The sequence below is a fragment of the Vibrio sp. CB1-14 genome (assembly GCF_040412085.2).
Classification (GTDB): domain Bacteria; phylum Pseudomonadota; class Gammaproteobacteria; order Enterobacterales; family Vibrionaceae; genus Vibrio; species Vibrio chaetopteri.
This window is the reverse complement of record NZ_CP115921.1, coordinates 1,609,793-1,635,684: the sequence shown is the minus strand read 5'-3', so window position 1 is coordinate 1,635,684 and position 25,892 is coordinate 1,609,793. Positions and strand designations below refer to the sequence as shown.

Annotated in this window: 21 protein-coding genes; 10 read left to right on the top strand and 11 right to left on the bottom strand. The window is 44.6% G+C overall.

The features are described 5' to 3' along the window. Positions 1–90: 90 nt before the first annotated feature. Positions 91–720 carry an SPOR domain-containing protein gene (locus PG915_RS23115; protein ID WP_353499309.1) on the bottom strand — a complete coding sequence of 210 codons (630 nt, stop codon included), beginning with the start codon at positions 718–720 and terminating at the stop codon, positions 91–93. Positions 721–952: 232 nt separating this feature from the next. On the opposite strand from PG915_RS23115, the gene PG915_RS23110 reads away from it, so the two are divergent. Then, positions 953–3,637 (top strand): bifunctional acetate--CoA ligase family protein/GNAT family N-acetyltransferase, encoded by a 2,685-nt coding sequence (locus tag PG915_RS23110; protein WP_353499308.1) that lies wholly within the window; start codon positions 953–955, stop codon positions 3,635–3,637. A 27-nt stretch (positions 3,638–3,664) separates the two neighbouring features. Here the strand turns inward: PG915_RS23110 and PG915_RS23105 are convergent, their stop codons facing one another. Continuing rightward, entirely contained in the window at positions 3,665–4,552 is an 888-nt protein-coding gene (locus PG915_RS23105; protein WP_353499307.1) for a LysR substrate-binding domain-containing protein, read from the bottom strand. A gap of 208 nt (positions 4,553–4,760) precedes the next feature. Between PG915_RS23105 and PG915_RS23100 the strand changes: the two genes are divergently transcribed. Continuing rightward, complete coding sequence (locus tag PG915_RS23100) at positions 4,761–6,959, top strand: TonB-dependent hemoglobin/transferrin/lactoferrin family receptor (RefSeq protein ID WP_353499306.1); 2,199 nt, start codon at positions 4,761–4,763, stop codon at positions 6,957–6,959. 247 nt (positions 6,960–7,206) lie between these two features. Here the strand turns inward: PG915_RS23100 and PG915_RS23095 are convergent, their stop codons facing one another. Beyond that, positions 7,207–7,572: an NADH:ubiquinone oxidoreductase gene (locus PG915_RS23095; RefSeq protein WP_353499305.1), complete on the bottom strand. Its 366-nt coding sequence runs from the start codon at positions 7,570–7,572 to the stop codon at positions 7,207–7,209. A gap of 505 nt (positions 7,573–8,077) precedes the next feature. On the opposite strand from PG915_RS23095, the gene PG915_RS23090 reads away from it, so the two are divergent. The 3 genes from PG915_RS23090 (at position 8,078) to PG915_RS23080 (ending at position 12,088) form a co-directional block, all read left to right on the top strand. Then, a complete protein-coding gene (locus PG915_RS23090) occupies positions 8,078–9,310 on the top strand; it encodes an L-lactate MFS transporter (RefSeq protein WP_353499304.1) in 1,233 nt (410 codons plus the stop codon). Positions 9,311–9,496: 186 nt separating this feature from the next. Further along, on the top strand, positions 9,497–11,851 hold the full coding sequence (locus PG915_RS23085; RefSeq protein WP_353499303.1) for a fatty acid cis/trans isomerase: 2,355 nt from the start codon (positions 9,497–9,499) through the stop codon (positions 11,849–11,851). A 51-nt stretch (positions 11,852–11,902) separates the two neighbouring features. After that, entirely contained in the window at positions 11,903–12,088 is a 186-nt protein-coding gene (locus PG915_RS23080; RefSeq protein WP_353499302.1) for a hypothetical protein, read from the top strand. A 133-nt stretch (positions 12,089–12,221) separates the two neighbouring features. Here PG915_RS23080 and torS read toward each other — a convergent pair whose 3' ends face one another. Beyond that, complete coding sequence (torS, locus tag PG915_RS23075; protein WP_353499301.1) at positions 12,222–15,134, bottom strand: TMAO reductase system sensor histidine kinase/response regulator TorS; 2,913 nt, start codon at positions 15,132–15,134, stop codon at positions 12,222–12,224. A gap of 192 nt (positions 15,135–15,326) precedes the next feature. Between torS and torT the strand changes: the two genes are divergently transcribed. Continuing rightward, complete coding sequence (gene torT, locus PG915_RS23070; RefSeq protein ID WP_353499300.1) at positions 15,327–16,355, top strand: TMAO reductase system periplasmic protein TorT; 1,029 nt, start codon at positions 15,327–15,329, stop codon at positions 16,353–16,355. 178 nt (positions 16,356–16,533) lie between these two features. Next, positions 16,534–16,989, top strand: coding sequence for a methylglyoxal synthase (locus PG915_RS23065; RefSeq protein ID WP_353499299.1), 456 nt, complete (start codon positions 16,534–16,536; stop codon positions 16,987–16,989). A 50-nt stretch (positions 16,990–17,039) separates the two neighbouring features. On the opposite strand, the gene PG915_RS23060 is transcribed toward PG915_RS23065, so the two are convergent. Further along, positions 17,040–17,237, bottom strand: coding sequence for a DUF3088 family protein (locus tag PG915_RS23060; protein ID WP_353499298.1), 198 nt, complete (start codon positions 17,235–17,237; stop codon positions 17,040–17,042). Positions 17,238–17,452: 215 nt separating this feature from the next. Here PG915_RS23060 and PG915_RS23055 point away from each other — a divergent pair, with 215 nt between their 5' ends. After that, positions 17,453–18,592: a P-loop NTPase fold protein gene (locus PG915_RS23055; protein ID WP_353499297.1), complete on the top strand. Its 1,140-nt coding sequence runs from the start codon at positions 17,453–17,455 to the stop codon at positions 18,590–18,592. A 49-nt stretch (positions 18,593–18,641) separates the two neighbouring features. Here the strand turns inward: PG915_RS23055 and PG915_RS23050 are convergent, their stop codons facing one another. After that, positions 18,642–19,529 (bottom strand): LysR family transcriptional regulator, encoded by an 888-nt coding sequence (locus PG915_RS23050; RefSeq protein WP_353499296.1) that lies wholly within the window; start codon positions 19,527–19,529, stop codon positions 18,642–18,644. Between the two features lie 253 nt (positions 19,530–19,782). Between PG915_RS23050 and PG915_RS23045 the strand changes: the two genes are divergently transcribed. Further along, positions 19,783–20,151: a DUF413 domain-containing protein gene (locus PG915_RS23045; RefSeq protein ID WP_353499295.1), complete on the top strand. Its 369-nt coding sequence runs from the start codon at positions 19,783–19,785 to the stop codon at positions 20,149–20,151. 199 nt (positions 20,152–20,350) lie between these two features. On the opposite strand, the gene PG915_RS23040 is transcribed toward PG915_RS23045, so the two are convergent. Genes PG915_RS23040 through rimK form a run of 3 tightly spaced genes read right to left on the bottom strand, consistent with a single transcriptional unit; the run spans position 20,351 to position 22,720 of the window. After that, the gene (locus PG915_RS23040) at positions 20,351–20,788 is read right to left on the bottom strand and encodes an ATP-dependent zinc protease (protein WP_353499294.1); all 438 of its coding nucleotides are present in this window, start codon (positions 20,786–20,788) and stop codon (positions 20,351–20,353) included. Positions 20,789–20,792: 4 nt separating this feature from the next. Beyond that, complete coding sequence (locus PG915_RS23035; protein WP_353499293.1) at positions 20,793–21,812, bottom strand: succinylglutamate desuccinylase/aspartoacylase family protein; 1,020 nt, start codon at positions 21,810–21,812, stop codon at positions 20,793–20,795. A gap of 2 nt (positions 21,813–21,814) precedes the next feature. Continuing rightward, positions 21,815–22,720 (bottom strand): 30S ribosomal protein S6--L-glutamate ligase, encoded by a 906-nt coding sequence (gene rimK / locus PG915_RS23030; protein WP_353499292.1) that lies wholly within the window; start codon positions 22,718–22,720, stop codon positions 21,815–21,817. A gap of 232 nt (positions 22,721–22,952) precedes the next feature. Between rimK and PG915_RS23025 the strand changes: the two genes are divergently transcribed. Continuing rightward, complete coding sequence (locus PG915_RS23025) at positions 22,953–23,171, top strand: hypothetical protein (RefSeq protein ID WP_353499291.1); 219 nt, start codon at positions 22,953–22,955, stop codon at positions 23,169–23,171. Positions 23,172–23,206: 35 nt separating this feature from the next. Here PG915_RS23025 and galE read toward each other — a convergent pair whose 3' ends face one another. Together galE and PG915_RS23015 are read right to left on the bottom strand one after the other, a co-directional pair. Continuing rightward, on the bottom strand, positions 23,207–24,220 hold the full coding sequence (gene galE, locus PG915_RS23020) for a UDP-glucose 4-epimerase GalE (protein ID WP_353500198.1): 1,014 nt from the start codon (positions 24,218–24,220) through the stop codon (positions 23,207–23,209). 102 nt (positions 24,221–24,322) lie between these two features. Further along, positions 24,323–25,732: an FAD-dependent oxidoreductase gene (locus tag PG915_RS23015; RefSeq protein ID WP_353499290.1), complete on the bottom strand. Its 1,410-nt coding sequence runs from the start codon at positions 25,730–25,732 to the stop codon at positions 24,323–24,325. Positions 25,733–25,892: the final 160 nt, after the last annotated feature.

The window sequence follows — 25,892 nt, the reverse complement described above, 5'->3', positions numbered from 1 at the left end:
TAAATTTGCCATTTATTCACTCGGATGAGCAGTTTGCATACAAAAATGCCCAGTGCATCTAAGCGCTGGGCATCTTGGTAATTCATTTTACTAATTAAGCTTGCTCAATGTAGGGTAATCGGACTTTTTGATCTTGTCGATGCTGCGAACGAAAGGTTTTAAGTCTTGGAATTCCTGGGGTAAAGTTTTGATAGCTTGCTGCGCTTTCGCTTTAGACGCAAAATCTCCGTATAATAACGCATACCACTTGGTGCCATTTACCACTTTGTAGTTTTGCCATACCGGTTGGCTACTGTTCGGTAGCTTATTTGCAAAGCGAGTTACTTTATCTTGGCTACCTACGGCAACAACTTGAATCGTATACCCAAAGCGAACGTTTTGCTCTGCTTGCTTTTTAGACGGCGGGACAATCTTAACAACTTTGTTGTCCTGAACAGGCTGTGCTTTTGTTGGAGCTGCTTTTTGTTTAGTCGCAGTAGATGCTGTTTGAGCCGACGCTGCTTGAGCTTTTGCAGGCTGACGTTCTACTGTTTCACTCTTCGCTACTTTTTCTGACTCAGCATTTGCAACTGCTGTTGTCGCGACAGCAACAGGCGCAGCGGTTGTTGCTACCGGTTGATAGTCCTCACGATAACTTTCAGATTTCACTTCTGCTGTGAACTCACCAGACGAACAAGCTGCCAACATGGTAGCTAAGCTCACTATTACCACTTTCTTCATCGTATCACTGCCTGAATTAACTATTGTCTATCCTTTATCAGACAGGAATATCATCTAACGATGATTCCAAAACCCTGTCTTAACTACCTGTGACATGTTACACAATAATTGAGGCACAGCAATACGTTATATCTAAATTTAAGAGCAAACCAACTTTAATCGATTCAAAGCTAGTCTAGTATTGTTGAATAATGCATCTTATACCCATCACTCCATCGCTCAGGGAGACGCTATGTCGTTGGATACGCTTTTCAAACCCAGCTCTATCGCCGTAATCGGAGCTTCTCGTAAACCGAATCGTGCAGGTAGCGTCGTCATCAAGAATCTTCTCATGGGCGGATATCAAGGCACCATCTTACCGGTTCACCCTAAATACAAATCTGTTAATGGGATTCTATGTTATCGCTCTGTGAGTGAATTACCACTGGTTCCGGACATTGCAATCCTTTGTACCCGAGGTGATAGAAATGTTGATTTGATAAACGATTTAGCGGTCGCTGGGGTTAAAGTTGCGATCATAATGGCCTCGGACATGTCCGTGCCTTATGACAATGACAATACGATAGAACAAACATGTTTGCGCATCGCTCAGCAAGCAGGAATGAAAATCGTCGGTCCAAACAGTCTTGGGGTATTGCTGCCTTGGCAAAATTTCAACGCCTCTTTTTCACCAGTTGACTGTTTACCCGGGAAGTTGGCATTCATTTCCCAGTCTTCAGCCGTCTGCACAACGATTTTGGATTGGGCTAACGACAAGAATATCGGTTTTTCGGCATTCATCTCCATCGGCAATGGTAGCGATGTCGATTTCGATGACATTCTTGATTATTTGTCTCGTGACAGTAAAACGGAAGCTATCTTGCTCTACGTGGACTCCATTCGAGATGCAAGACGCTTTCTCTCTGCAGCACGTGCTGCTTCTCGTAATCGTCGTATTTTGGTACTAAAAGCCGGTCGACACACAACAGGTAGTTTGACTCAACCTCATCAGAGTTCACGCTCTTTCGATATTGTGTATGACTCCGCGATTCAAAGAGCAGGTATGTTGCGAGTAAATAACACTCATGAACTGTTTGCTGCGGTAGAAACACTTACCCACTCTGTTCCACTCAGAGGGGAGCGTTTAGCCATTATTACCAATGGTATGGGGCCTGCGTTAATGGCGCTCGATACGCTCGCGGATAAAGGGGGGAGTTTAGCCCAACTATCAGCGAACACTATTGACGAGTTTGATAAAGTACTGCCTACAAACTGGCCTAAATCGAATCCTGTCGATTTGGGCGGTGATGCGACATCCGCGCGATACTGCCAAGCGATACGGTGTATACTCGACAGTGAAGACATTGACGCACTGCTTATCATGCACAGCCCATCAGCAACAGCCGAGCCTTCACAAACTGCGCATGAAGTTATAGAAACCATCCAAGCACACCCTAAAGCAAAACGCTTTAATATCCTTACGAACTGGTCCGGTGAAGCGACAGCGAAAGAAGCACGTCTTCTGTTCACCCGTCAAGGTATACCGACCTATCGAACGCCTGAGAGTGCGGTGACTGCTTTCATGCACCTTGTCGAGTACCGACGAAATCAATGGCAGCTCATGGAAACGCCGACCACGACGGATTCCTATTCAACGGAGCAACTCGACAAAGCACACGAATGGCTGGCAGGACAAATCTCCACATTGCCAGAAGCGAACGGATCTTCATCGCTCGAATCTCATGTCTGTGAACAGCTATTTGGTCTTCTCAATTTACCGACACTCCCCACATGGTTGGCCCACGATCCAAGCGAAGCTATACACTTAGCCGATAATATTGGCTATCCCGTTGCTGTAAAACTTCGCTCTCCGGATATCGCCCACAAATCTGATATTCACGGGGTAATGCTTAATCTTAAAGATGCGCAAGAAGTGTCGAATGCTGCCCAGTCCATTCTTGATCGCACCCGACTCTCTTACCCTGATGCGCGTATCGAGGGTCTTACGGTACAACAGATGGCGAAAGTAGCCGGCGGTCAAGAAATTCGTGTCAAAGTGCTTAGCGACCCAACATTTGGCCCGGCTATTTTTATAGGACAAGGTGGCTCAGAATGGAATATTGAGCGTGAGGCCGTCACCGCGTTGCCACCTTTAAACATGGCACTCGCCCGCTATTTGATTATTAACGCGATTAATAAAGGGACACTTAAGTTCCAACAATCGCCCAATGCGGTCAATCTCGCCAAGCTTGCTGGCTTCTTAGTAAAGATCTCTCAGATTGTGGTGGCCTGCCCTGAAATCCACGAACTGGATATTCATCCACTACTTCTTAATGGCGATGACATTACCATTCTCGATGCTTCCGTCGTGATTAAACGCTATGAAGGAGAGCCGCAATCCAGGCTGGCGATTAGACCTTATCCAACTGAAATGGAACAAACATTAACGCTGCGTGATGAGACTCAAGTACTCCTGCGCCCCATTCGACCTGAAGATGAGCCCTACCATGCGGACTTCATCAATAACGTCACCAAAGAAGATCTCTACAAGCGATTCTTTTCCGATGTGGGAGAGTTCAATCATGAAGCTTTAGCGAACTTCACTCAAATTGACTATGACCGAGAGATGGCGTTTGTTGCTGTTGATATGGGCCAGCAAACGCCACATATCATTGGGGTATCTCGAGTGCTCGTCACGCCGGATAACAGCGATGCTGAGTTTGCTATCTTGATCCGCTCAGATCTTAAAGGTAATGGACTTGGTCGTATCTTGATGAACAAGGTCATCGATTACTGCAAGAGCAAGCAAACCAAGCAAATCTCAGGCATGACGATGCCCACTAATCGCGGCATGCTTACCCTCGCTCAAAAGCTTGGCTTTGAACTCGATGTGCAGTTTGAGGATGGCGTTGCCGATATGGTGTTGAGACTTGATTAAATGAAATGATAAAGGGGCGAAAGCCCCTTATTTTAAATCCCACGTTTTAGTGAGATGTCGAATACACCAAGATTTTGCTTCACCAATGTGATTACGTTTCCATGCCAAAACTACATCGATACTGCTCACTTCAGTATCTTTAATAACTTTGAGCTTTCCTTCTGCTATCAGTCTATCCGCGACTTGTGTTGGCAATGTTCCAACTCCTAACCCAGAGACCAAAGCCTCAACTTTCGCGTCTAAATTAGACACCGTTAATCGTGGCTGTTTCTCTAAAATATTGACGCTTAATGCAGGCTGTTCACGAGCAGTATCAGCAATGGCAATCACTCGGTATTTACTGCGTGCTTCGCTATCAAACTCACCATTACGTTTATGTACATAGTGATCCGTTGCGGCAACCCATGTCATCGACATTTCACCAAGACGCTGTGCTTTAACTCCCTGTGGCAAAACATCTGGCTGTGGACAAACAAGCAAGTCACAACGCCCTTCACTCAACGCCTCCCAGCATCCAGCAAGGACTTCTTCTTCTAATTTGACTCGTGTTTTGCTGACATTGCCTAGCTTATCAACAAGGTCAAAAAAGTTAGCAACTGGAATAATGCTGTCGTAAGCAATGGTTAGATCGAGTTCCCAACCATTAGCGAGCAATCTTGCTTCATTAATCATGCTCTCCGTTGCCTGAAGAATGACTCTACCCCTTTCTAGAATCAGTTTCCCTGCTTCGGTCAGTGTCGCTTTATGGCCAGAGCGATCGAAAATCATGATATCCAAATCTTGCTCAAGCTTTTGCATTTGATAACTGAGCGATGAAGTCGCACGGTCGAACTCAGCCGCAGCGGCGGCAAAGGAGCCTCTTCTTTCAATGGCATCCAATATGGTTAACGCTTCCAATGTAATCGACACCGACATTTCTATTCCTTATCACCGACAATTTGGTGGGTATTGTCTAACTGTCTGTCAGTGATAGCAAAACTTATCGAGTTATACAAGATGAACAATTTTTGCTCGCTCGATCAATTCATTTAACGATAATAATAGTAATTATCATTTTGATCTGTATTATCACCCAAGCATCCTCTAAAGGCATTACTCACATTTTTATTTATGGATTAAATTGATGTACCAGTTTCCCTTCAAAAGACAGCTCATCGCTACTTCAGTATTGCTGGCCTTCGCGCCACAACTACACGCAGAAATAGACGCCAAGTCCTATGACGACGTGGTAGTCGTTTCTGGCACAAAAACACCTCAAGCCTACTCTGATGTTTCAACTTCCATTAGCAAGATCTCAAGTGATGAATTTGAGAAAAATATGGCGAGCGATATTAAACAAGCAGTGAAGTATCTACCCGGCGTTGAAGCAGAAGGCAGTGGCCGGTTTGGGCTTTCTGGTTTCAACATTCGCGGTATGAACGGGTCGCGAGTCAAAATCATGGTTGATGGAGTTCAACAGCCTGTAGGCTATAACCCAGGTGCGGGAGAGCAGCGTAAATATCCCAACGCCATTGAAGTCGACACGCTGGCAACGATCGAAGTCAATAAGGGTGCGTCTTCGTCCCTGTTTGGCTCAGATGCGGTCGCGGGTGCTGTTGTGATGAGAACCAAAAATCCAGATGACGTACTAATCACAGATGGTAATGAGCACCGTTTTGGTATCAAAACGGGTTACAGCTCAGCAGACGAAAACTTCAAGACCACAGCAACCTGGGCAATGCGCCAAGACAAATTAGAAACATTGCTGATGCTAACGTATGCAGATGGCTCTGAAACAAAAACACATGGCAGTGGTGCCAATGTGATTGGCGATCAACGAGGCGCCGCCAACCCTGCGAGTAAGAATCTAGGAAATGTTTTAGCGAAAGCGTACTACCAAGTCAATGACCAACATCGTATTGGGCTTACGGGTGAGTACTACAATTATTCACATAAAGAGGATGAACTCTCCTACTACGGTATTAGCATTCCGATGGGCCCGATGGACTTCATCTACAACTCTAGAAATACATCAGATGAGAACAAACGATTCCGACTAGGATTCGAGCACCAATGGCAAATCAATAGCGGAATCGCTGATGATTTGGAGTGGTCGGTCAATTATCAAGATAGTCGCAGCCTAAATAAAAACTTTGACAATACTAATCTATACGGCGATCGACTAAGACAACGCGATGCCCAAGACAGCTCTTGGCAATTTGATGCGAAACTTAACAAGCAATTGGATTTCGACAGCCATTATCACCTTCTTACCTATGGTACTAGCTACAAAGACAACCGTTTTCAACTGAATAACGATGACTACAAGCAAACTGGTAGTACTGTAGGGTCTACCGGTGTGCCCGATGCGACCACCACAAACTTTGGTTTGTTTATTGACGATCAGATCTTCTTGCTGAATGAACAATTGGTCTTGAATGCGGGTTTACGTTACGACAGCTTTAAAACTGATCCAAAACAAAGCGACGGATATAGCAATGAAGTCAGCGCCTACCAAGATGATGACTTTTCTGCAAAACTGGGCGCAGTTTATCACCTGAACCAACAGTACAGTGTATTTGGTCAGGTAAGCCAAGGCTTTAAGGCGCCAACTGTTCACGATCTGTACTACACCTATAATCAGGGCGCGATTATCGAGGCTAACCCGAATCTAACATCGGAACGCAGCACATCTTATGAGCTAGGTTTTAGAAGCCAATCTCAAAATGCCACTTATGAATTGGTTGGTTTCTACAATCAATATACCGATTTTATCTCTCAAAAATATCTCGGAACGGATCCTGACAGCGGTAAAGAAGTGTACACAATGGTTAACTTAGACAACGTAGATATTCGAGGCGTTGAGTTTTCAACCAATGTGGCTCTTGATGAATGGCTAGGCGCACCTCAAGGTATGTACTCTCGTTTTTCATTGACCTACACCGACGGTGAAGATAGGAAAACTGGCGAGCAACTAGATACTGTTACACCTGTGCGCTCGGTGTTTGCGCTCGGATATGACAACGTAGCTAACAATTGGGGATTATTGAGCTCGTTAACCATGGCAAGCCGAAAAACTGATTGGCAGGATAATGACGCGGAAGCGGACAAAAAGAACGTCGATGCACCTGGTTATGCCGTCGTCGATCTTACCGCCTACTACCGTCCAATGCAGGACCTTACCTTACGTGCAGGTCTGTTTAACGCATTTGACACTAAGTATTGGCTACATGATGACTTGAGGTCGAAGACAGTAGTACCAGGTTCAATGTCCCCAAAGAACTACGACCTTCATACCCAACCGGGTCGAAACTGGTCAGTTACTTTAGAATACTTGTTCTAGTGAGTTAAAGGTGGCGGCGTATCAGTGCCGCCACATCTCTCAATTTTAATGTCAGCCTATATTCGTTAATGATTCGTTGCTCAATTTATTGTATCCCCCTGCATAGAGCTCGATTAAGTCATAGCCAACTGCTTCATGAAAACGGATAGCCTAAAGTTAACAAGTAACACTCGAAAAGGAAAAAGCGCCGATTCATCCATGTGAATCGGCGCTTTTCTATGTTTAGGTAACATACCTTATGAGGCAGCTATGCTACGTGCGCTTTTAGTCCTTTAGGCGCTGGCGTAATGCTATCGCGGTAGCTGAACCACAAATAGCTCACTGCAATGATGTAGAACAAATAAGACAGCGCAAATACGATTGGTGAGGTGATCAAATCATTCGAAATACTTAACCCTACCCCCACCACGGTGACTGTCAGCTTCGCGATCGTTCCTAGGAGTAAAAGACCCATAGCGAATTGCGGGAAACGTGTACTCGCAAATGCGATCATGTAGCAAGCTCCAACCGCTAAAGAAGCAATAGACAAACCAAGTAGATAAGAGTGAATGTGGTCAGCAGCTGCGTAGCCTGCTCCAAGAGAGACACCGAGCAACATTAGAATTTTGGTCATGAACATACGTCACCTCAACAAATAATCAAAAACGTGTTTGAAATGTCCATTTTCAATTTTGAAATCTCATTTTGCCTGTATTGTGATTCCTAATTGATGATATTTCAAGCTTACTTTTTGAACGTTTTTAGTGCAAATTTCACCCATTCATTTCCCGTTACATTTAGACAACAATCGAAAATATAGATCGCCTTGGGTAACAGTATGTTACGTATTTTACCAATCAACAAAGTTCCATTGTAACAATGTATTTACAACTCAGTTTTTTTTAATACTTGCTAAATTTGTGATCCGACGAACCACGCCAATAATTCACACGTCAAATTAATATCAAATTTACACCTTTGTTACATCAATAAGTTAATTGAATTAATTCGGAAAAATCGATTCCAATTGTAGGAATATTGGTTATAATCCGCGCTCCTTTGCGTCATCTGTTGATAAACGCAAACTAATTTTGAGTGTTTAACCCCCCGAACGTTGTTCGACATATCAGAGAACAAAAATGAGCAAGATTGATAAAGCTATGCGAATCCTAATTGCAGGATTCTGTATCAACCTTTGTCTTGGCATCCTGTATGCTTGGAGTGTATTTAACAAAGCCCTAGTAAGTGAATGGGGTTGGAGTGCAGCTGACGCGTCATCTCCTTACGCTATCGCGACCATCACTTTTTCTATCTGTCTTCTTGTGGCTGGCGTACTTCAAGACCGTATGGGTCCACGTAACATCCTTATCTTGGGTGCAACGCTAACTGGCCTTGGCATGATTGCTTCAAGCTTTGTTCAATCAGTTATGATGCTTAATATCACTTTCGGCATGATCACTGGTGCGGGTATTGGTTTCGGTTACGCATGTCTATCTCCTTCAGCAATGAAATGGTTCCACCCTTCAAAGAAAGGCATGGTTAATGGCCTTATCGCAGCTGGTTTTGGTCTAGCAGCAGTATACCTAGCTCCCCTAACCTCTTCTCTGATTGGTTCTATGGGTATTAGCTCTACATTTATGGTGCTAGGTGTTGGCGTCCTTATCGTTGCTGTACCACTTGCGGCAACAATCAATAACCCACCAGCGGGTTATCAGCCACAAGAGCCAAAAGTAAAAGCAGGTCAAGCACCGGTACAAGTTAAGAAAGCGGCTGACATGAGCTGGAAAGCAATGCTAAAAACGCCTCAGTTCTACTCTCTATGGGTTATGTATGCGTTTGCAGCTGCTGCTGGTCTAATGATCATTGGTAACATCACAAACATTGCTAGCGTGCAAGCTAACCTACCGAACGCGGTTTACTTAGCTTCTCTACTTGCTATCTTTAACTCTGGCGGTCGTATTGCAGCAGGCATCCTGTCTGATAAGATCGGCGGCGTACGTACACTGATGCTAGCGTTCATCCTACAGGGTGTGAATATGGTACTGTTTTCAACGTTTACTTCTGAGTTCATGTTGATCATCGGTACAGCCGTTGCTGCAGTTGGCTACGGTACACTGCTAGCGGTATTCCCATCACTAACCGCTGAGTACTACGGCCTTAAGAACTACGGTACTAACTACGGCGTACTTTACACATCTTGGGGTATTGGCGGCGCAATCGGTGCGGCTATTGTAGGTTACTCAATGACTCATGGTGGTGGTTACAACCTAGCGTACACAATTTCTGCGGTTATGATGGGCGTATGTATCGTACTTTCGCTTGTGACTAAACCGATTTCTGAAGAGAAAGCAGCTGAGCTAAAAACAGCGTAATTCTCTTACTTTAAAAGTACCATCGCATCGAAGCCTGACGATAAATCGTCAGGCTTTTTTTGTTTCTTCAGAACATTATAAATCCGCTGATTTGGATATATAGTTGGAAAATTATCGAGTTATCAATGAAAATTACCTTTATGCAAAAGGAATCACTCGCACTATGCGATGCATTGAGAACACAATATGACAATAAAACGATTTTCACTCACCCTGCTTATCCTGATTTTTTCCGGATGTGCCACTTACGCAGGGCTCAACTATGACCAGCTATTTGGCAAACCTGAAGTAAGAGAACGTACCGTTCCCGTCTCTTCCCCCGAATCAGACTTCTTCCTCTCTGAGGTTAAACCTATCATCGACAATCGCTGTGTCGTTTGTCACGCATGCTACGATGCCCCTTGTCAGCTCAAACTCTCTTCTGTTGATGGTATTGACCGTGGCTCAAGCAAAGAACTTGTCTATCAAGGCACCCGTTTGACTGCTTCGCAGCCAACTCGTCTATTTGAAGACGCTCAGTCCACCGCCGAGTGGAGAAAGTTAGGTTTTTTTCCAGTGCTAAATGAGCGCGAACAATCTCTGTCAGGTAACTTAGATGCTGGCTTAGTTGCGAGAATGCTAACACAGAAAGCACGTCACCCTTTGCCAGAAACGGATCAGCTTGAAGGATTTGATTTCTCCATCGATCGTACGCAAGTTTGCCCAACGATCGAAGAATACGATGCGTACGAAGCCGATTACCCTCTTTGGGGTATGCCTTATGGTATGCCAGGCATTACCAACACAGAGTACCAAACGCTCATCTCATGGCTTGGTAATGGCGCAAAAATGAATTCACCACTGCCACTTACTGATGAAGAGCAAAGCCTAGTCAATGAATATGAAAAGCTACTCAATCATGACGACTTAAAAAACCAGCTGACGGCAAGGTATATCTATGAGCACCTCTATCTTGCTCACCTCTATTTCTCAGAAGTGGAAACCGAGCAGCGCTTTTTCACTATAGTTCGTTCCGCCACTCCGCCTGGTAAACCTATAGACAGGATCGTAGCTCGGAGACCTTATGATGCCCCAGGTGTTGACCGCGTCTATTACCGCCTAGTACCGGTAAGAAGCACGATTGTTGATAAAACTCATATGCCTTTTGCGCTTAACATGCCGAGGCTCGAGTCCTGGTACCAATGGTTCATTAAGCCAGACTATGAGGTTAATAGCCTTCCTAGCTATGATATCGCAGTCTCTGCGAACCCAATGACAGCATTTAGAGATCTTCCCGTGAATGCACGTTTCAAGTTTATGCTTGATAACGCTCAGAATACTATCATGGCCTATATCAAAGGGCCAGTGTGTCGCGGTCAGCTCGCTCTCAACGTCATTAATGATCGCTTTTGGGTCTTCTTCCTCGACCCAGACAAAGCAGATTTACCAGAAGTGAATGCATTTTATCAGCAGCAAGCAGACAACCTGAAGCTGCCAAGTGAGCTTGAAAGCAATACAGTCCCAATTACTAACTGGGTTAAATATGCAAATCAACAAACTCGCTACCTTGAAGCAAAATCGGAGTTCATGAACAAATGGTTTGAAGGCGGCAAACACCTGACTACCGACGTACTTTGGACCGGTAATGGCGAGAACCCAAACGCAGCTCTGACCGTTTTCCGCCATTTCGATAGTGCATCTGTAGTTCAGGGGATGGTGGGCACGCCACCTAAAACGGCGTGGATCCTTGATTACGCCCTTCTAGAACGTATCCATTATTTGCTGGTGGCCGGTTTTGACGTCTATGGTAACTTTGGCCATCAATTGATCACTCGTATGTTCATGGACTTCTTGCGAATGGAAGGTGAAAGTAACTTCTTAGCCCTATTGCCAAATACGGTACGTCACCAAGAGTTCAGTAGCTGGTATCAAGAGCAAAGCCCACAATTTAGTGAGTTTTTACAACGCAACATCAAGCCCTTTAGCCAACCAACTCAAGAGCTCTATTTAACCGAGAACTATAAGCAAGAGTTGTATGGCAAGTTACAGAGCAAACTCGAGCCAGTAATTCACGATCGATTCAAAATCGTGAACACGGGTTTGTCTGAGAAAAACGAAGCATTGCTTCGCAGTATCGATGACATTAGAGGAGAAGGACTTCAAACCGTACCTCAAATTGTCATGGTGATGATTGAAGCGGACAATGGGAATCAACAACTGTTTACTCTGCTTCACAATAATGCACACATCAACATCTCAAGCTTGTTCTCTGAACAGAAGAATCGCGATTATAAGAACGATGACCTTACCTTTGTTCGAGGTGTGATCGGGAGTTATCCCAGCGCGTATCTAAGTTTCAAAGAGTCAGAGATCGAAAATTTTGTCGTTGCACTTCGTAATATCAACGGCGAAGAGGACTATGTAAAACTGCTCGACAATTATGCAGTTAGACGTAGCTCTCCTGATTTTTGGCAATTTAGCGACCAAGTTCATGAGTTTTACCAGCGCACTCAACCTATCGAATTCGGGCTGTTGGACTATAATCGGTTTGAGAATAGATAGAATCGACTTAAGAACAGATAGGTGCTCGCGGGAACTCTTAGGAGGTGTAAGATGAGCATTAGAGATAGCATTGAAGCCATCGAGCAACAGATTTATGTTGCCTGTTCAGACGGTGACTACGAGACCGTTAACATGTTGGAACACCAACTCGAACACTTGAGAGGACTCTCTAACAAAGGGATTGATGAAGATCCCTATGCAGTTGAACACCGAACCTATCTTGATGATGATTGGTAAGGTCATACCCAACTGTATAACGAAAAAGGGCTCAATGTGAGCCCTTTTTCTGGTTTGGATTTTTAGTGACTAAAAAGCTTTTCTAATGGTCAAAAAAGTAGCGAAAAGCCACTAACTGTATATTTATACAGTATCAGTTGTTTAGCAGACCTTGTAAACGATTAACGGACTGTTGCCTTGACAGAATTAAAAGCTCTAGGACTGACAGCAATCGACCAATATGATCATCGGCCGTTTCGATAGCAAGGCAGATTTCAAATAGTTGCGTTAAGCCTAGTGCAGCCGCGCTACCTTTGAGTTTGTGAGCTAATGCTTTAACTTCATGCCCATCATCCGTTTGTGCCGCACTTTCTAGCTCTTCAATGATCTGCTGACTCGACTCAACAAACACATCAACAATTTTTTTTACTCTGTCATGACCTAATATCGACAAGTCATCACGCAGTACTTTTTCATCAATAATCATCGATTCTTCCAACGTGTCCAACTCAGTTTGAGAGGGTTGCGCTTCCGAAGCCAAGTAGGTCGTCACCTTATTGGCAAGATGCTGCTGTATTGTGTCTCGCAGTTCTTCTCTGTCGACGGGTTTTGGAAGATAGCCGTCAAAGCCTGCTTCTAAGTATGACTCGACTTCTTCGTTAAATACGTGAGCTGATACCGCAATCATTGGTGTCTTTTCGTTCGCAGCTTTGTTTTTTTCTATTTGTCTGAATGCTTTCAATAAATCAACACCACTACAGTCTGGTAGGTTAATGTCAACGAGTGCAATATCAAAATCATGCTCGGAAAACATAATTTTGGCATCCTCTCCTGTTTCCGCTGCAATCACATGATGCCCCATATTGACCAGAAAACCTTCTGCAACCATGAGATTCACCGCGTTATCTTCTATCAACAGCACGCGACCGTTTACTGTTTCAGTGCCACCAATAGGCGTTTGTATTTCTTGCCCTTCAAGTGCACATTGCTCCAAAGGAATGACAAACCAGAAACGACTTCCTTCCCCAAGATAGGAATCAACGTAGATCTCGCCATTCATCGCATGTACAAGCCTTTGGCTTATTGCTAGACCGAGCCCAGTACCACCAATGGTACTGTGACCATTTTCCGCCTGAGTAAAGGCTTCAAACAAGCGCAATTGGTCATCAGGGCTAATCCCAACACCAGTATCAGAGACCTCGATCATCACACAAGTTTCATCATCAGGGTCTAGAGATACGTAGATATCAACCTGACCGGACGAGGTAAACTTAATCGCATTACCAACCAAGTTGTTAAGCACTTGGCTTAGGCGGGTAACGTCACCGCAATAAACATCAGATACATCACTCTCGATATGAAAACGAAAATCTAGGTTCTTCTCCAGAGCCTTGCCGAGCATTAGCTGATAACAATCTTGCACCATTCGATAAAGATCAAACGGTTTGTTTCGGATCTCAAGGTGGCCAGCCTCTATTTTCGAGTAGTCCAAAATATCATTGAGAATCGCAAGCAAATTCTGCCCACTACGATTAATCACTTGCAAGTAATTACGTTGCTGAGAGTTCAGCGAGGTATCTTCCATTAAGGCTGCGGTGCCAAGTACCCCGTTCATCGGAGTCCGGATCTCATGACTCATGGTCGCTAGAAATGCAGACTTAGCGCGGCTCGCTTGTTCAGCCGCATTGCGTGCTTTGGCGTGATTTAATACTTCCTGGTTGAGTTTTTCATTACTGGTTTGCAACTGGAGTGTCCGCTCGGTAACGATTTGTTCTAACTGATTTCTATGATTCTCGAGCTCTTTCTTGGCTTTGATTTCAGCTTCAGCGACAACTTTAAGAGCCTGTGCCGTATTACGAGCAGTGATAATGGCTTGACCCATATGGGCGAGTTCATCATTACCCTTTACACTGACATCAACATTGAGCTGCCCTTTCGCTATAGATAGCAGCGCGCCAGAGTATTCTGCCAGTCGTTTTACTACCGACACATAAACCACGCGCCAGACAATCAATACAACCACAACAAAGCCGATAATAGACAGTATACCCAACGTCCACTGCGCGTATTTTAATGTCGCAGATAAGTCGGCCACAGCGGCCGTTGTCGCTGCATTAGATTGGTCGACAAGCTTTGAAATGGTTTCATTGAGCTTGGTAAACAATTCGAGCGTTTCGTGCATTAAGCTTTTAGACCGCTGCCTCTCGTTGTATTTTTGCTTGAGTAAGGTAAAAATCGTTTTCCCAGACGACAGTTCATCTAAAAGCGAAGCCATCTGCTCTGAGCGAGTAGGATCCTCAACGCCGGGTACCCGTCTTTGCATGATATTAATGTTGGTCTGATACTGACGCTGTAGTTCATCGATACGCCCAGGATCAGAAACCGTTCTCGCCTCCTCAATCTGATTGAGTGTTTTAAAGGCAAGAAGGTGCAACTCGTGCAATCGTTCGGACAGATCAAGGTCGACTTCAACTAGACTGTCCAAGGCACTGAGTGCTTCTGCTTTCTTTTCCTTTTCAAGCAAACCGTAAATATGAGTCACATTGGCAACAGCAATCGTACTGGTATTGAGAACTTGGGTGCGCGTTAGTTGCTCTAGCTCTTCCGCTTGCACTCGTAGCTGAGTCGTCAGTTGTAAAATTGATTGATCGAGCGTGATGGTTTGTTCCACAGAGCTGCCCAGCTCTGCAAGACTATCAATGATAGATTGAACGGTTTGTTCAAGGCTATCGAGCAATTTGGAATCGAACGAATCTGAGCCAAGACTTTTTATGTGCAGGAGCAAAGATTCGAGACGCGAAAACAACACACGCCCAGCCTCTTGATGCTGTGGTTTGGTTTTTGCGTTCGAGAGCACTTGTACTGATGCAATGATGCGCGAACTTAACTCAGAGACTTCACGAGCTTCAAGCATTGAAGGAATGGCTGTATCAACCACATTGCGCTCTGTCTTAGCAACAAATGAGAATCCAGACACGCCAATCGCCGTCGACAGCAATACGAGTAATGCCATCACTAAAAAGGAAAATAATAACTTACGGCCAATACTGGCTTTAGAGAGCAACATACCCACTCCATTGACTTTACTTCGATTCCATCCAGGATTGCCATTCCAATATCGATCGGAACCTGAAAGAAGCACGCAAACTACTAAAATTACGCCCACTCATCGACACTTAGCGCTTGCCGACGCTCATTGGACTGTATTACGCTATATTTTGCAGTGTAGCAGAGCTAGATACCACTAAACGTTGACGATATGCCTAATAAAACTCACTTTTTTTCGACAATTTGTGCGCTAATGATTGCCACCAGTGTTCCACTGAGCAGTAATGCAGCAAATGCCACTACTGTTAAGAACGCACCGGAGTCAGAAAAAGTGTGCGCCATTTACCCACACCTTAAAGACTCATACTGGCTATCCGTAAACTATGGGATGGTGACAGAGGCAGAGAAGCAGAATATTACCCTCAAGGTCTTGGAGTCTGGGGGTTATCCGAATATAGACAAACAGCGTGCGCAACTTATCGCCTGCCGCGACTGGGGCGCCGATGCGATCATTCTTGGTACCGTCTCTCCCACCGCATTTAGCCAGGATTTAAGTCGCTACACACAAGACACGCCTGTATTTGCGACAGTAAATCATCTCATTGTCGATAAAGCGCAACGTCAACACGTAAAAGGTGTTGTCGGCGTTGATTGGTACTGGATGGGTCATCGAGTCGGTAAACACTTGGCAGAGCAGCACCCTAAAGGCAGTGGTGTCGTCGATGTGGCTTTTCTTCCTGGCCCAGAATCAAGTGGTGGGACAAAGCCTGTCATTCTTGGATTTCTAGAAGCAGTCAAACACAGTGATGTAAACATTGTTGAAACCCTATGGGCAGACAATGACAAGGAGTTACAACGTAACCTAGTTCAAGAGGTCATTGAAAACTACCCGAACCTCGATTATGTCGTTGGCAGCGCAGTTGCTATTGAAGCTGCTATTAGTGAGCTACGTGCACAGCCGCACCACTCTGATATCAAGCTTCTATCGATTTACCTGAGTCACGGGGTATATCGCGGCTTACTTCGCAACAAAGTAGAGTTTGCACCGACAGACAAAATGGTAGAGCAAGGTCAATTGTCTATCCGTCAAGCCGTACATTATTTACGAGATGAGCCCTACGAAACAGATCTTGCACCTAAAATTGAAGTGCTAACACCTGATTCACTTGATGAACAAATCATCGGGGAATCCTTGTCTCCCAGTGCATTCAGGCCTATTTTTAGTGTCGAAGAGCATTAATTGTCACAGATACCAAGGAAGCTCATTGCGAGCTTTGGTTGTGATGCGTAGTATGAAGCTTGATTTTAATATCAATAACTTAAATCAAACTAATTCGAATGCACTCACGTCAGCCTATTGTGTGCATTCGAATTAGAACGAGCAGAATTCAAAAATAGATAATTAGGAACAAAAGTACATGCAGAAAACGATTCGCACAATGCCGGCACACAAGCACATCGCACTGGTGGCTCATGATCATTACAAACCTGAGCTTCTGCGCTGGGTTCAAGAGAACAAGGAAAAGTTACAAGGTCACTTTCTGTATGCAACAGGGACAACGGGTAATATGCTTAGTAAGGAAACTGGCCTTGCCATCAAAAGCATGATCAGTGGCTCAATGGGTGGCGACCAACAAATCGGTGCGCTCATTTCTGAAGGGAAACTGGATATGTTGATCTTCTTCTGGGATCCTCTTAACGCAGTACCACACGACCCTGATGTAAAAGCCCTGCTACGTATTGCCAGCGTATGGAACATCCCTGTCGCAACCAACCGCGCTACCGCGAACTTTTTGTTTGAATCTAATCTACTCTCGCAAGAAGTGGATATTGAAATTCCAGACTATGATGCTTACTTGGCTGAACGCATCTAGTGTCACACATTATTTGGTGTACCAAAGGGGGCATCGTCCCCTTTCACTATTCAAGGGAGGACTTGAGGCCCACTAAATTGCTCCGCCAAGTAATCAATGATCGCTTCAGGCTCAGTGATGGTCTGTTTATCCTCCAGAATCAGTACGGGTAGCCATTGATGCTCTGATCCTAATGCAGCTACTAATACGTCACGAGGTTTCGCAAAAGGGATACGACACACCTCAACATTCGGCTCGCAGAGCACCATACCCCGAAGGTTCAGATCGGTTCACGACCAGAACCGCCAGCCCCTCCGCTCAAGCGGGAATTTTTCTTTTTAAGCGAATACCAATTCCCTATCTGGCTCGCCGTCTAGTGTCTTACTGCCACTGCTCTGCCTAACTTCACCTTAATTCATCACGACGTGATGAATTCATTTTGCTATAATGAATTACAATGAAAAGTACACCGAGTCATACAACTATGAGTAAGCCCAGTTACATTCCTTATTCTGACCCATGGTTTTATCATCGCCCAGTATTAGCACAGCACATAACAAATATGTGTAAAGACACGCTATTTTCTCGAATGGTGTACTTAGGTACGCGCAGGATTGGCAAGACATCGTTCTTCTTAAGTGATTTAAGCCCCGAGCTTATCAACAACGGTCTGTTGCCTATCTATATCAACATGTGGGGCAACAAGAGTGCACCTCATACCGAATTCGCTGAACAGTTAGCAAGAGCGCTTGATGAAATAAAGCAAGAAGGCGCGCTGAAGCGGCTCCTCAATACAGAAATAAAAAAACTCGCGATTGGCAATCAAATTGCCAAAGTTGAACTCGAGTTTAAACCAAGGTCTGCCAGCGACGCAGATATACTCAACATTAAGAGTCATCTTAAATCCGTGATAGAGGCTGCTGGCGGTTCTAAGGTAGTCTTCATATTGGATGAATTCCAACACCTTTCTACATCTAGTGCTTTTGACAACTTTCTCTACACCCTGAGAACTCTGTTCGACTCTTACGGCTCTAGAATTACCGTGATCTTTACTGGCTCAAGCAGGACAGGCATGAAAGCGGCTTTTGAAGACGACAAAGTGCCCTTCTATCAGTCTGCACAAGTGAACGAATTTCCTGTGATTGATGACGGTTTCATTGAGCATTGCACCAACCGGCTCAAGGATTCTTATAACATTCATATTAACCGCTTGGAGCTGCTCGACTTCTGGAACGAAATTGATCACTCACCACACTGGATAATTAACCTGATGCGTGAATTGGTCGCCAATCAACGAACGCTTAACCAAGGTGTTAATTTTATCAGAGAGGCGATTCGTGCCGAGGAAGGACATAAGGACATCATTAAGAACTTAACGCAAACAGACAAAGCGGTCTTGCTATTGCTCCATGCGCAGCGTGGGATTTACAGTGAAGCTTCTCAGGCGTTTGTAAAGAAAATCGGCGGTAAAGCAACCCGAAGCGCGGTACAAGCCGCAGAGCGAAAACTAGAGTCAAAAATGATAATTAGCTCACTCCCCAATAAGAAAGTTATTGTCGAACTGTATGGGCTCATTGATGCAGTTTGGCAAGACATTGACATCCCTGAAAAGCGATTTGATTAACTCTAACGCTGAAGGAAAAAGCCTCTAACAAGAGGCTTTTATAAAGTCTTTATTCCACACTTTCACCCGCCTGCTGTACGACGAACGAGGTAGTTGGCTTAACAGTGTTGATGAGTGATTCAACTTGTAAAATCGCCTCTAATGAGGTGCTGTTTTTACGGTAACTTATGTACAAAGGCCGAGCCCATTCATCGGCTCCCTCGACTCTAAATAGCTGCTCAGACTCTATGAAAGGCTCCACAAGCGACGCAGGAAGATAGGCACAGCCTCCCTTCTCCAAAACAAAATCCAACGCAATACGCCCCGTTGACGTACGCAGGTAAGGAGCTGGAATATTAGGGTGTCGATCGGCATGTTCAAACGCGAACTGCGTTCCCCAATCTACATAAACATATTTACTGTTGAACGCAGATTCAATGTTATTTGGTTCTGTTGATACTAACACCAAAGACAGTTCGGCAATTTGGTGACTCTTGAACTCTTCCACCTTAAATGGATCGAAAGAAAATGCGACATCCAACGTGCGCTCAAGCAACTTGCGGTTTAGCTGCTCGCGACCTAACGACTCTGCGACAAAGCCATAACCAGTCAAAGAGTCTGTCACCACACTCAAACCATTTTGCAAATATGCGTCCCAGATATTGGGTGTGCCGCCTAGAGTTAATTGCAGCGCCTTATTACTCTCAAGAGATAAATCAAAGGTTGCCTGCTTAAGCGTCGAAACCATCACCTCTGCGTACCCCACCAACCTTTGACCCGCTGAGGTCAATTGAATATTGTTGCGATGTCGGGTAAACAACCGCGTATCAAAGTATTCTTCGAGCTGTTTGATACGTGCACTCACCGCGGCCTGCGTGATGTAGAGGTTTTCGGATGCGCGACCAAAGTGTTTCTCCTTAGCGACTTCAAGGAAGGTTTGGAATACTTTTACGTCCATAATGTGACTCTTAAGATATTTCTAATAGATTGAGCTAACGTTCTGGTTAGCCACGTATTCTTACACAATTAAGCTTAGTTAAGCATAAAGAAATTTTGTGCATTCGACAAAAACAATTCGTTTTCTTTCTTGTTCATTTCCAACTATTTTCAGCATCGAACCAGCACGGGATTCTAAGGCTTCTCGGCGTCTTTGGATGGCAAAAAGTCCCTTGAATTACCTTGCTTTACTACCTATTTGCTTTGAGGTCTCTATGACTGAAACTCAATTTCGCCACGGCAAGAAACGTTTTTATGATGCAGTAAAGTTCCCACGCGGATTCGCGAAATCGGGTGACTTTACACTGATTGAAGAAGACATCTTGGTAACTTACGGAGAAACCATGTTAGCGCTTGAACGCGGTGACATTACCCCAGAAAACGCCGAAGAAAAACACTTCACAAAAGTGATTGTTAACCCTAGCAAAGCGAAATCCAAACTGGAACACACCTGGCTTAAATACGTTCGCTTGGCGCGCGGAAGACGAGCTTTCCATACGTTGAATAGTAAATCTAAGTTTCATGAAGCCGCGAAAGACTATGATTACGACATGGAAAACGACGACGTTTTAGAGCCAGCATAAGTTGTGATCTTTCCTCCTAAACGCAAAAGTAGAGCCTAGCGCTCTGCTTTTTTTTGTCGCCACTTTCTCACTCCCCCCTCTTTCTCCATTTCTCAATACCACATTCTAACGGCAGAAACTGTCGGTTGTTCTCGTTCCCAATATACGAGCAAAACAAAGCCGCCCAAAGGCGGCTAGGAAAGCTGGTTAGTCAGACTGATTAATCAATCAGAAACGCTCTGCTTGGATCCACGTATACTTTGTCGATCATAGCTTCACGCCCCAACAGCATCATATAAGACATGTCTTGGCGATTGCTTAGCGTGATCTCAATGGGCCACTCTCTGTCACCAAGTTTGAACAAGGTTTGGATAACGCAGCGCTGTTCTGAATCACCGTTGGATGATTTGATACGTCTTGAGTCGTAAATTAACGATTCACAATGTACGATCTCATCTAAATGATAGATGTCTGGATGCAAGTCATATTGGACGTATAAACGACCATCTCGTTTCACACGCTGTAAGTTGTCAACGTGAAGCGAAGAGGTTTTTGCACCTGTATCAATGCGTACTTCTAAATCAAAAATACCCAACTCAGGAAGGCTACAAACTTCCAAGTTGCCAATGATCATTCTGTCGTTATATGTGTTTGGCATAGTGTTACATGCTCGGTTCTACTGGAACAATCGACTCTTGCATGATTTCGATGTGTTCAAATACCTCTTCTGCGTTATCTCCAAAATACGCAATGTGATACATAGCTTCCCCTTCTTGAACCAGAGGAATGTTTTGCTTGCCGATAATGATACCAGTGCGGTTTGACGTAACCTGACCAATATTGTTACCCAGCGGGCCGTTAATGTCGGCTAGGATCTCGCCTTTCTCGACCATAGAGCCCAAATGAACGTATTCTTTAACAAATCCACTCGCATCTGCACGCGTCCAGTCACTACGGTTGGCAATAAAGGGATCCGTTTTTGCCTTTGATACACGTTTGCGAGTCATACCTAGCGCTTTAAGTACGCGAAGTACGCCTTTGACACCGGTCTGAATAGATAGCTCATCAAATCGTAGCGCCTCGCCTGCTTCATACAGAAGTACGCGAGCGCCGTGGTTAACAGCGGCTTCACGTAATGAGCCATCTCGAATGTTGGCATTAAGCAAAACCGGCACAGCAAAGGCCTCTGCAAGACGCTTTGTTTCTTCGTCTTCTAAGTTTGCTCGAATTTGCGGCAAGTTAGAACGATGAATAGCGCCTGTGTGTAGGTCGATACCATAGTCACAATGCGAAACAATACTCTCTAGGAAAGTATGCGCTAGACGTCCAGCCAGCGATCCTTTCTTTGAGCCAGGAAAACAACGGTTTAGATCTCGGCGGTCTGGCATATAGCGGCTCTGGTTTAGAACACCATATACGTTGACCATAGGTACATAAATTAACGTGCCGCACTGCAGTTTTAAGTTTTCTGCAATTAGGCGACTAATAATCTCTATGCCATTTAACTCATCCCCGTGGACAGCGGCGCTCACAAACACCACTGGTCCTTCTTTCTTTGCTCGTATTACTTGGACTGGGATACTTACTTCTGCGTCCGTGTATAATTTCGCAACTGGGATATCGATTTCTTTACGCTCACCAGGGCGTATTTCTACGCCCGCTATGACAAGCTCTTTAGCCATTTTTAACCACGTCCTTTCGTTTTATTGTTGTTTGGCTTGGCATTTTTCTCGATAAATTCGTAAATAAGGCCCGCCACGTCTTTACTTGTCGCGCTCTCAATTCCCTCTAGGCCTGGTGATGAGTTTACTTCCATAACCACTGGACCATTTTTCGACTGAAGGATATCAACCCCGCACAAGTTCAACCCCATCGCCTTGGCAGCCGCTATCGCTGTCGCACGCTCTTCTTTAGTGAGCTTGATTAGCTGTGCAGTACCACCACGATGTAGATTTGAACGGAATTCACCTTCGGCAGCTTGTCGCTTCATTGCAGCAATCACTTTTCCACCGACAACAAAACAACGAATATCAGCACCGTTAGCTTCTTCGATAAACTCTTGAACCAAAATGTTGGCTTTTAGACCCATGAAAGCTTCGATAACACTTTCTGCAGCTTTTTGTGTCTCTGCGAGCACCACACCAATGCCCTGAGTACCTTCAAGAAGCTTGATAACAAGTGGCGCGCCACCAACATTTTTAATCAAATCTGGAATGTCGTCTGGCTTGCTTGCAAAACCAGTGCGAGGTAGACCAATGCCTTTACGTGATAGCAACTGCAGGGAACGCAGTTTGTCACGTGAACGGCTAATCGCTACCGACTCGTTAACACAGAAAGTACCCATCATTTCAAACTGACGAACCACAGCGGTTCCGTAGAAAGTAATAGATGAACCAATTCGTGGAATCACCGCATCGTATTGAGGCAACTCCTCACCCATATAACGGACTTTAGAGTTACTACTAGTAATATCCATATAGCAATGCAGGGTATCTATGATATCCACTTGATGTCCCCTCGCTTCCCCTGCTTCTTTTAGGCGACGAGTTGAGTACAAGTTTTCGTTGCGAGATAGAATCGCAATGCGCATGGCAGTATCCTCTTTTAGGTATATTGTTTTATGAGTGTGAAACGCCGGTTACGAACGACCGGAAAGAGCGTGCACCTTAAGAGTTTAGCAATTAAAAATAAAACGATTGTTTTTAGTCGTGACGACAAAGAAAAGTTGTTGTTGAATACGCAGATTTCACGCATAAAAAAACCGACTTTCGTCGGTTTTTGTTAATACTTTCATTCAGTTAAAAGATTTGTAAATAAAATGTATGAATGAAGACTATTTTGCAGCCATTTCTTTTTTAACCATTACAACCGCAGCTACAACGAAAGCAATGATGAGTGCTAACTCCATGGAGTCTCCTTGTGGTTCAAGACTAATTTTACTGGTTAAATTAAGTACTGAAACCATTTTAGCAAATATTCAACAATATGATATTTTTTATTCAATAAATAAGGCGACTTGGATCAAAAAAAGGCGCTTTTAGCGCCTTTTGTTAAGTTTATGCGACAAACCACCAGATTACTCTGGATAACCAGTCGGATTCTGCGACTGCCAGCGCCATCCATCTGCTGTCATATCGGATAAGGTACGTGTCGCCTTCCAGCCAAGCTCTTTGTTAGCTTTGCTAGGATCTGCCCAGCATTCAGCGATATCACCTGGGCGACGTTCCACAACTTTGTAAGGAACTGGCTTACCAGAGGCTTCTTCAAACGCTTTAACCATTTGCAGTACGCTGCTTCCGTTACCTGTTCCTAGGTTGTATATAGAGAGCGCTTCTTTGCCATTTAACGTTTTCAGAGCGGCGATGTGACCATCTGCCAGATCCATTACGTGAATATAATCACGAACGCCCGTACCATCGGGTGTTGGATAGTCGTCACCAAAGACCGATAGACATTCACGTCGACCCACAGCAACTTGAGATACAAATGGCATTAGGTTGTTTGGGATCCCCTGAGGATCTTCACCCATTTCACCGGAAGGATGAGAACCTACTGGGTTGAAGTAACGAAGCAAGGTAATGGTCCAATCTGGATTGGCTTTGTGGAAATCAGTCAGACATTCTTCAACCATGAGTTTACTGCGACCATAAGGGTTAGTGGCACTGGTTGGGAATGATTCAGTAATTGGCACTGATGCAGGATCGCCGTAAACCGTTGCTGATGAACTGAACACAATGTGCTTCACGCCCGCTTCACGCATCGCATCCGCGAGAACCAAAGTACCATTGACGTTGTTATCATAATATTCAAGCGGCTTTTCAACAGACTCTCCCACCGCCTTTAAGCCGGCAAAGTGAATCACTGCATCAATGTTATGATTCGTCATCACGTCTACCAGGGCTTGCTTATCGCGCACGTCACCTTTTACAAACACCGGACGATTTTTTGTGATTTTCTCAATACGACCAATCACAGCCGATTTTGCATTGTAAAGATTATCAAAGATAATTGGTGTCATACCCGCTTCAATAAGCTGCACACATGTGTGACTTCCGATGTAGCCTGCGCCACCTGTTACTAGTACGTTCATCATAAATTCCTTGTATTTCTCTACAGCGATTATATGCAATCGGAGCAGATTTGCGACCCTTTATTTTGCCTTGTCTTTATAAACCAATGGATTAGCGTATATTTAGTAGGCTACAGCTAAAGATTCTGGGTAACCTCGATCGCGTGCTATTTGCTTTGCTACTAATTCAACATCTAAAGGCTTTAACGCAAGAGTCGTGCTCACGTTGAACGGCTGATTAACAAACCAACGACTCATTATCTTTTTTGCAGCAATTAAAGCGGATGAAGCTTTAACAATCTCTAGGCGAGCATAACGTTCACCATCAAAACTAACATCAGCAGAACGAAGACTTGGCTCCAACCCTGGTATTTGCTGTGCGCCATACAAAGGCTTTCCTGCTGGTTCAGCTGATACAAATTCAGGAACATACTGAGCAAGATGTTGGATAGCGCTTTGCGAACGCGAGGTTTGTACCTGCTCTGGCCAACCATTATCAATTTTATCGACTAAGTGCTGTGGAAGCTGTGGCTGTGACGTGTTACCACCTGACTGCACCAAGCCATTCTCAAACAAGGTGATCGATTTGGTCATGCCGTGAAGTTGAAAATAGCCACCAGGATAAGGCGTTAATTGCGCCATACCCTGCGGAGTACCGCGCTGACCGTGAAAAATCACTTCTGGCCATTTTTCATGCTGGTGTTTTACCCATTTGGTGACGTAAGCGGCTTTAAACTCTACTAACCTTTGACGAGGTTTCTCTAACTTATCGTCAATAGTGCCGGTACGAAATCCACAAGCATTGATAACAAAATCGAATGACTCTGTTTGCCCTGCCGCTAGCTCTAACTCATATCTATCTTCTAACTCACGAATCTGTTCTATATTGGCACCAGTGCGGATATGCAGGTTAGCTATTTGCTGAGACCATAGTTCAACAGACGAGGCGACACGGAACAAGCTGAGTCCATATTCTTGAACAACATAGACTGGGAATTTAAGCTTATCTAGATCGGTATGTTTAGCAAAGGGGATAAGCCACTCTTCGAGTGTTTGCGGCGCTTCTGGCGGCTGTCTCTTTGACAGCTCATTCAAAGTTTGACGGTCGAATTCGTGGAAGTAGTCATCCGGTTTACCCAGTACTTGGTTGTCAGCGTCCAACTCAACTAACTTTTTGTATGCATCGCGAAGTACATTTAAACGAGGAAGCAAGGCCTCTGGCTTACCCTCATCCCCTCGTGGTACCGCAATGACGGTTGGGCGAACATTAACGACCGACGGAAAGAAGCGTACAAATTCTATCGATTGCCTAAGTAGCTCAAGACAATGTTGCTCAGAGATTTCACGATACAAATTACCACCAGCATGGAGGTGACAAATCGGTGGTCCACTAACAAGGCGCTGATTTTTTTCATAAACGGTCACATCAATACCTTGTTTTGCAAGGTACAAAGCAACCGTAGATCCTGCGACGCCCCCACCTATGATGGCCACTCGTTGACGACTCTGCATCTCTGGGAATTCTTGACTCATTTCTTATTGATTGAAGTGATGAAGATGCGACATTTTAGCCGCATCTAGAGGGAAAAAAAATCCTATTTTTTGTGATGTTTTTTCTTGACAGTTAATCGGTGAATAAGTTTTTTGACAGCAACATGACAATCAGATTACCCGCCATCACCGACCAATCAAA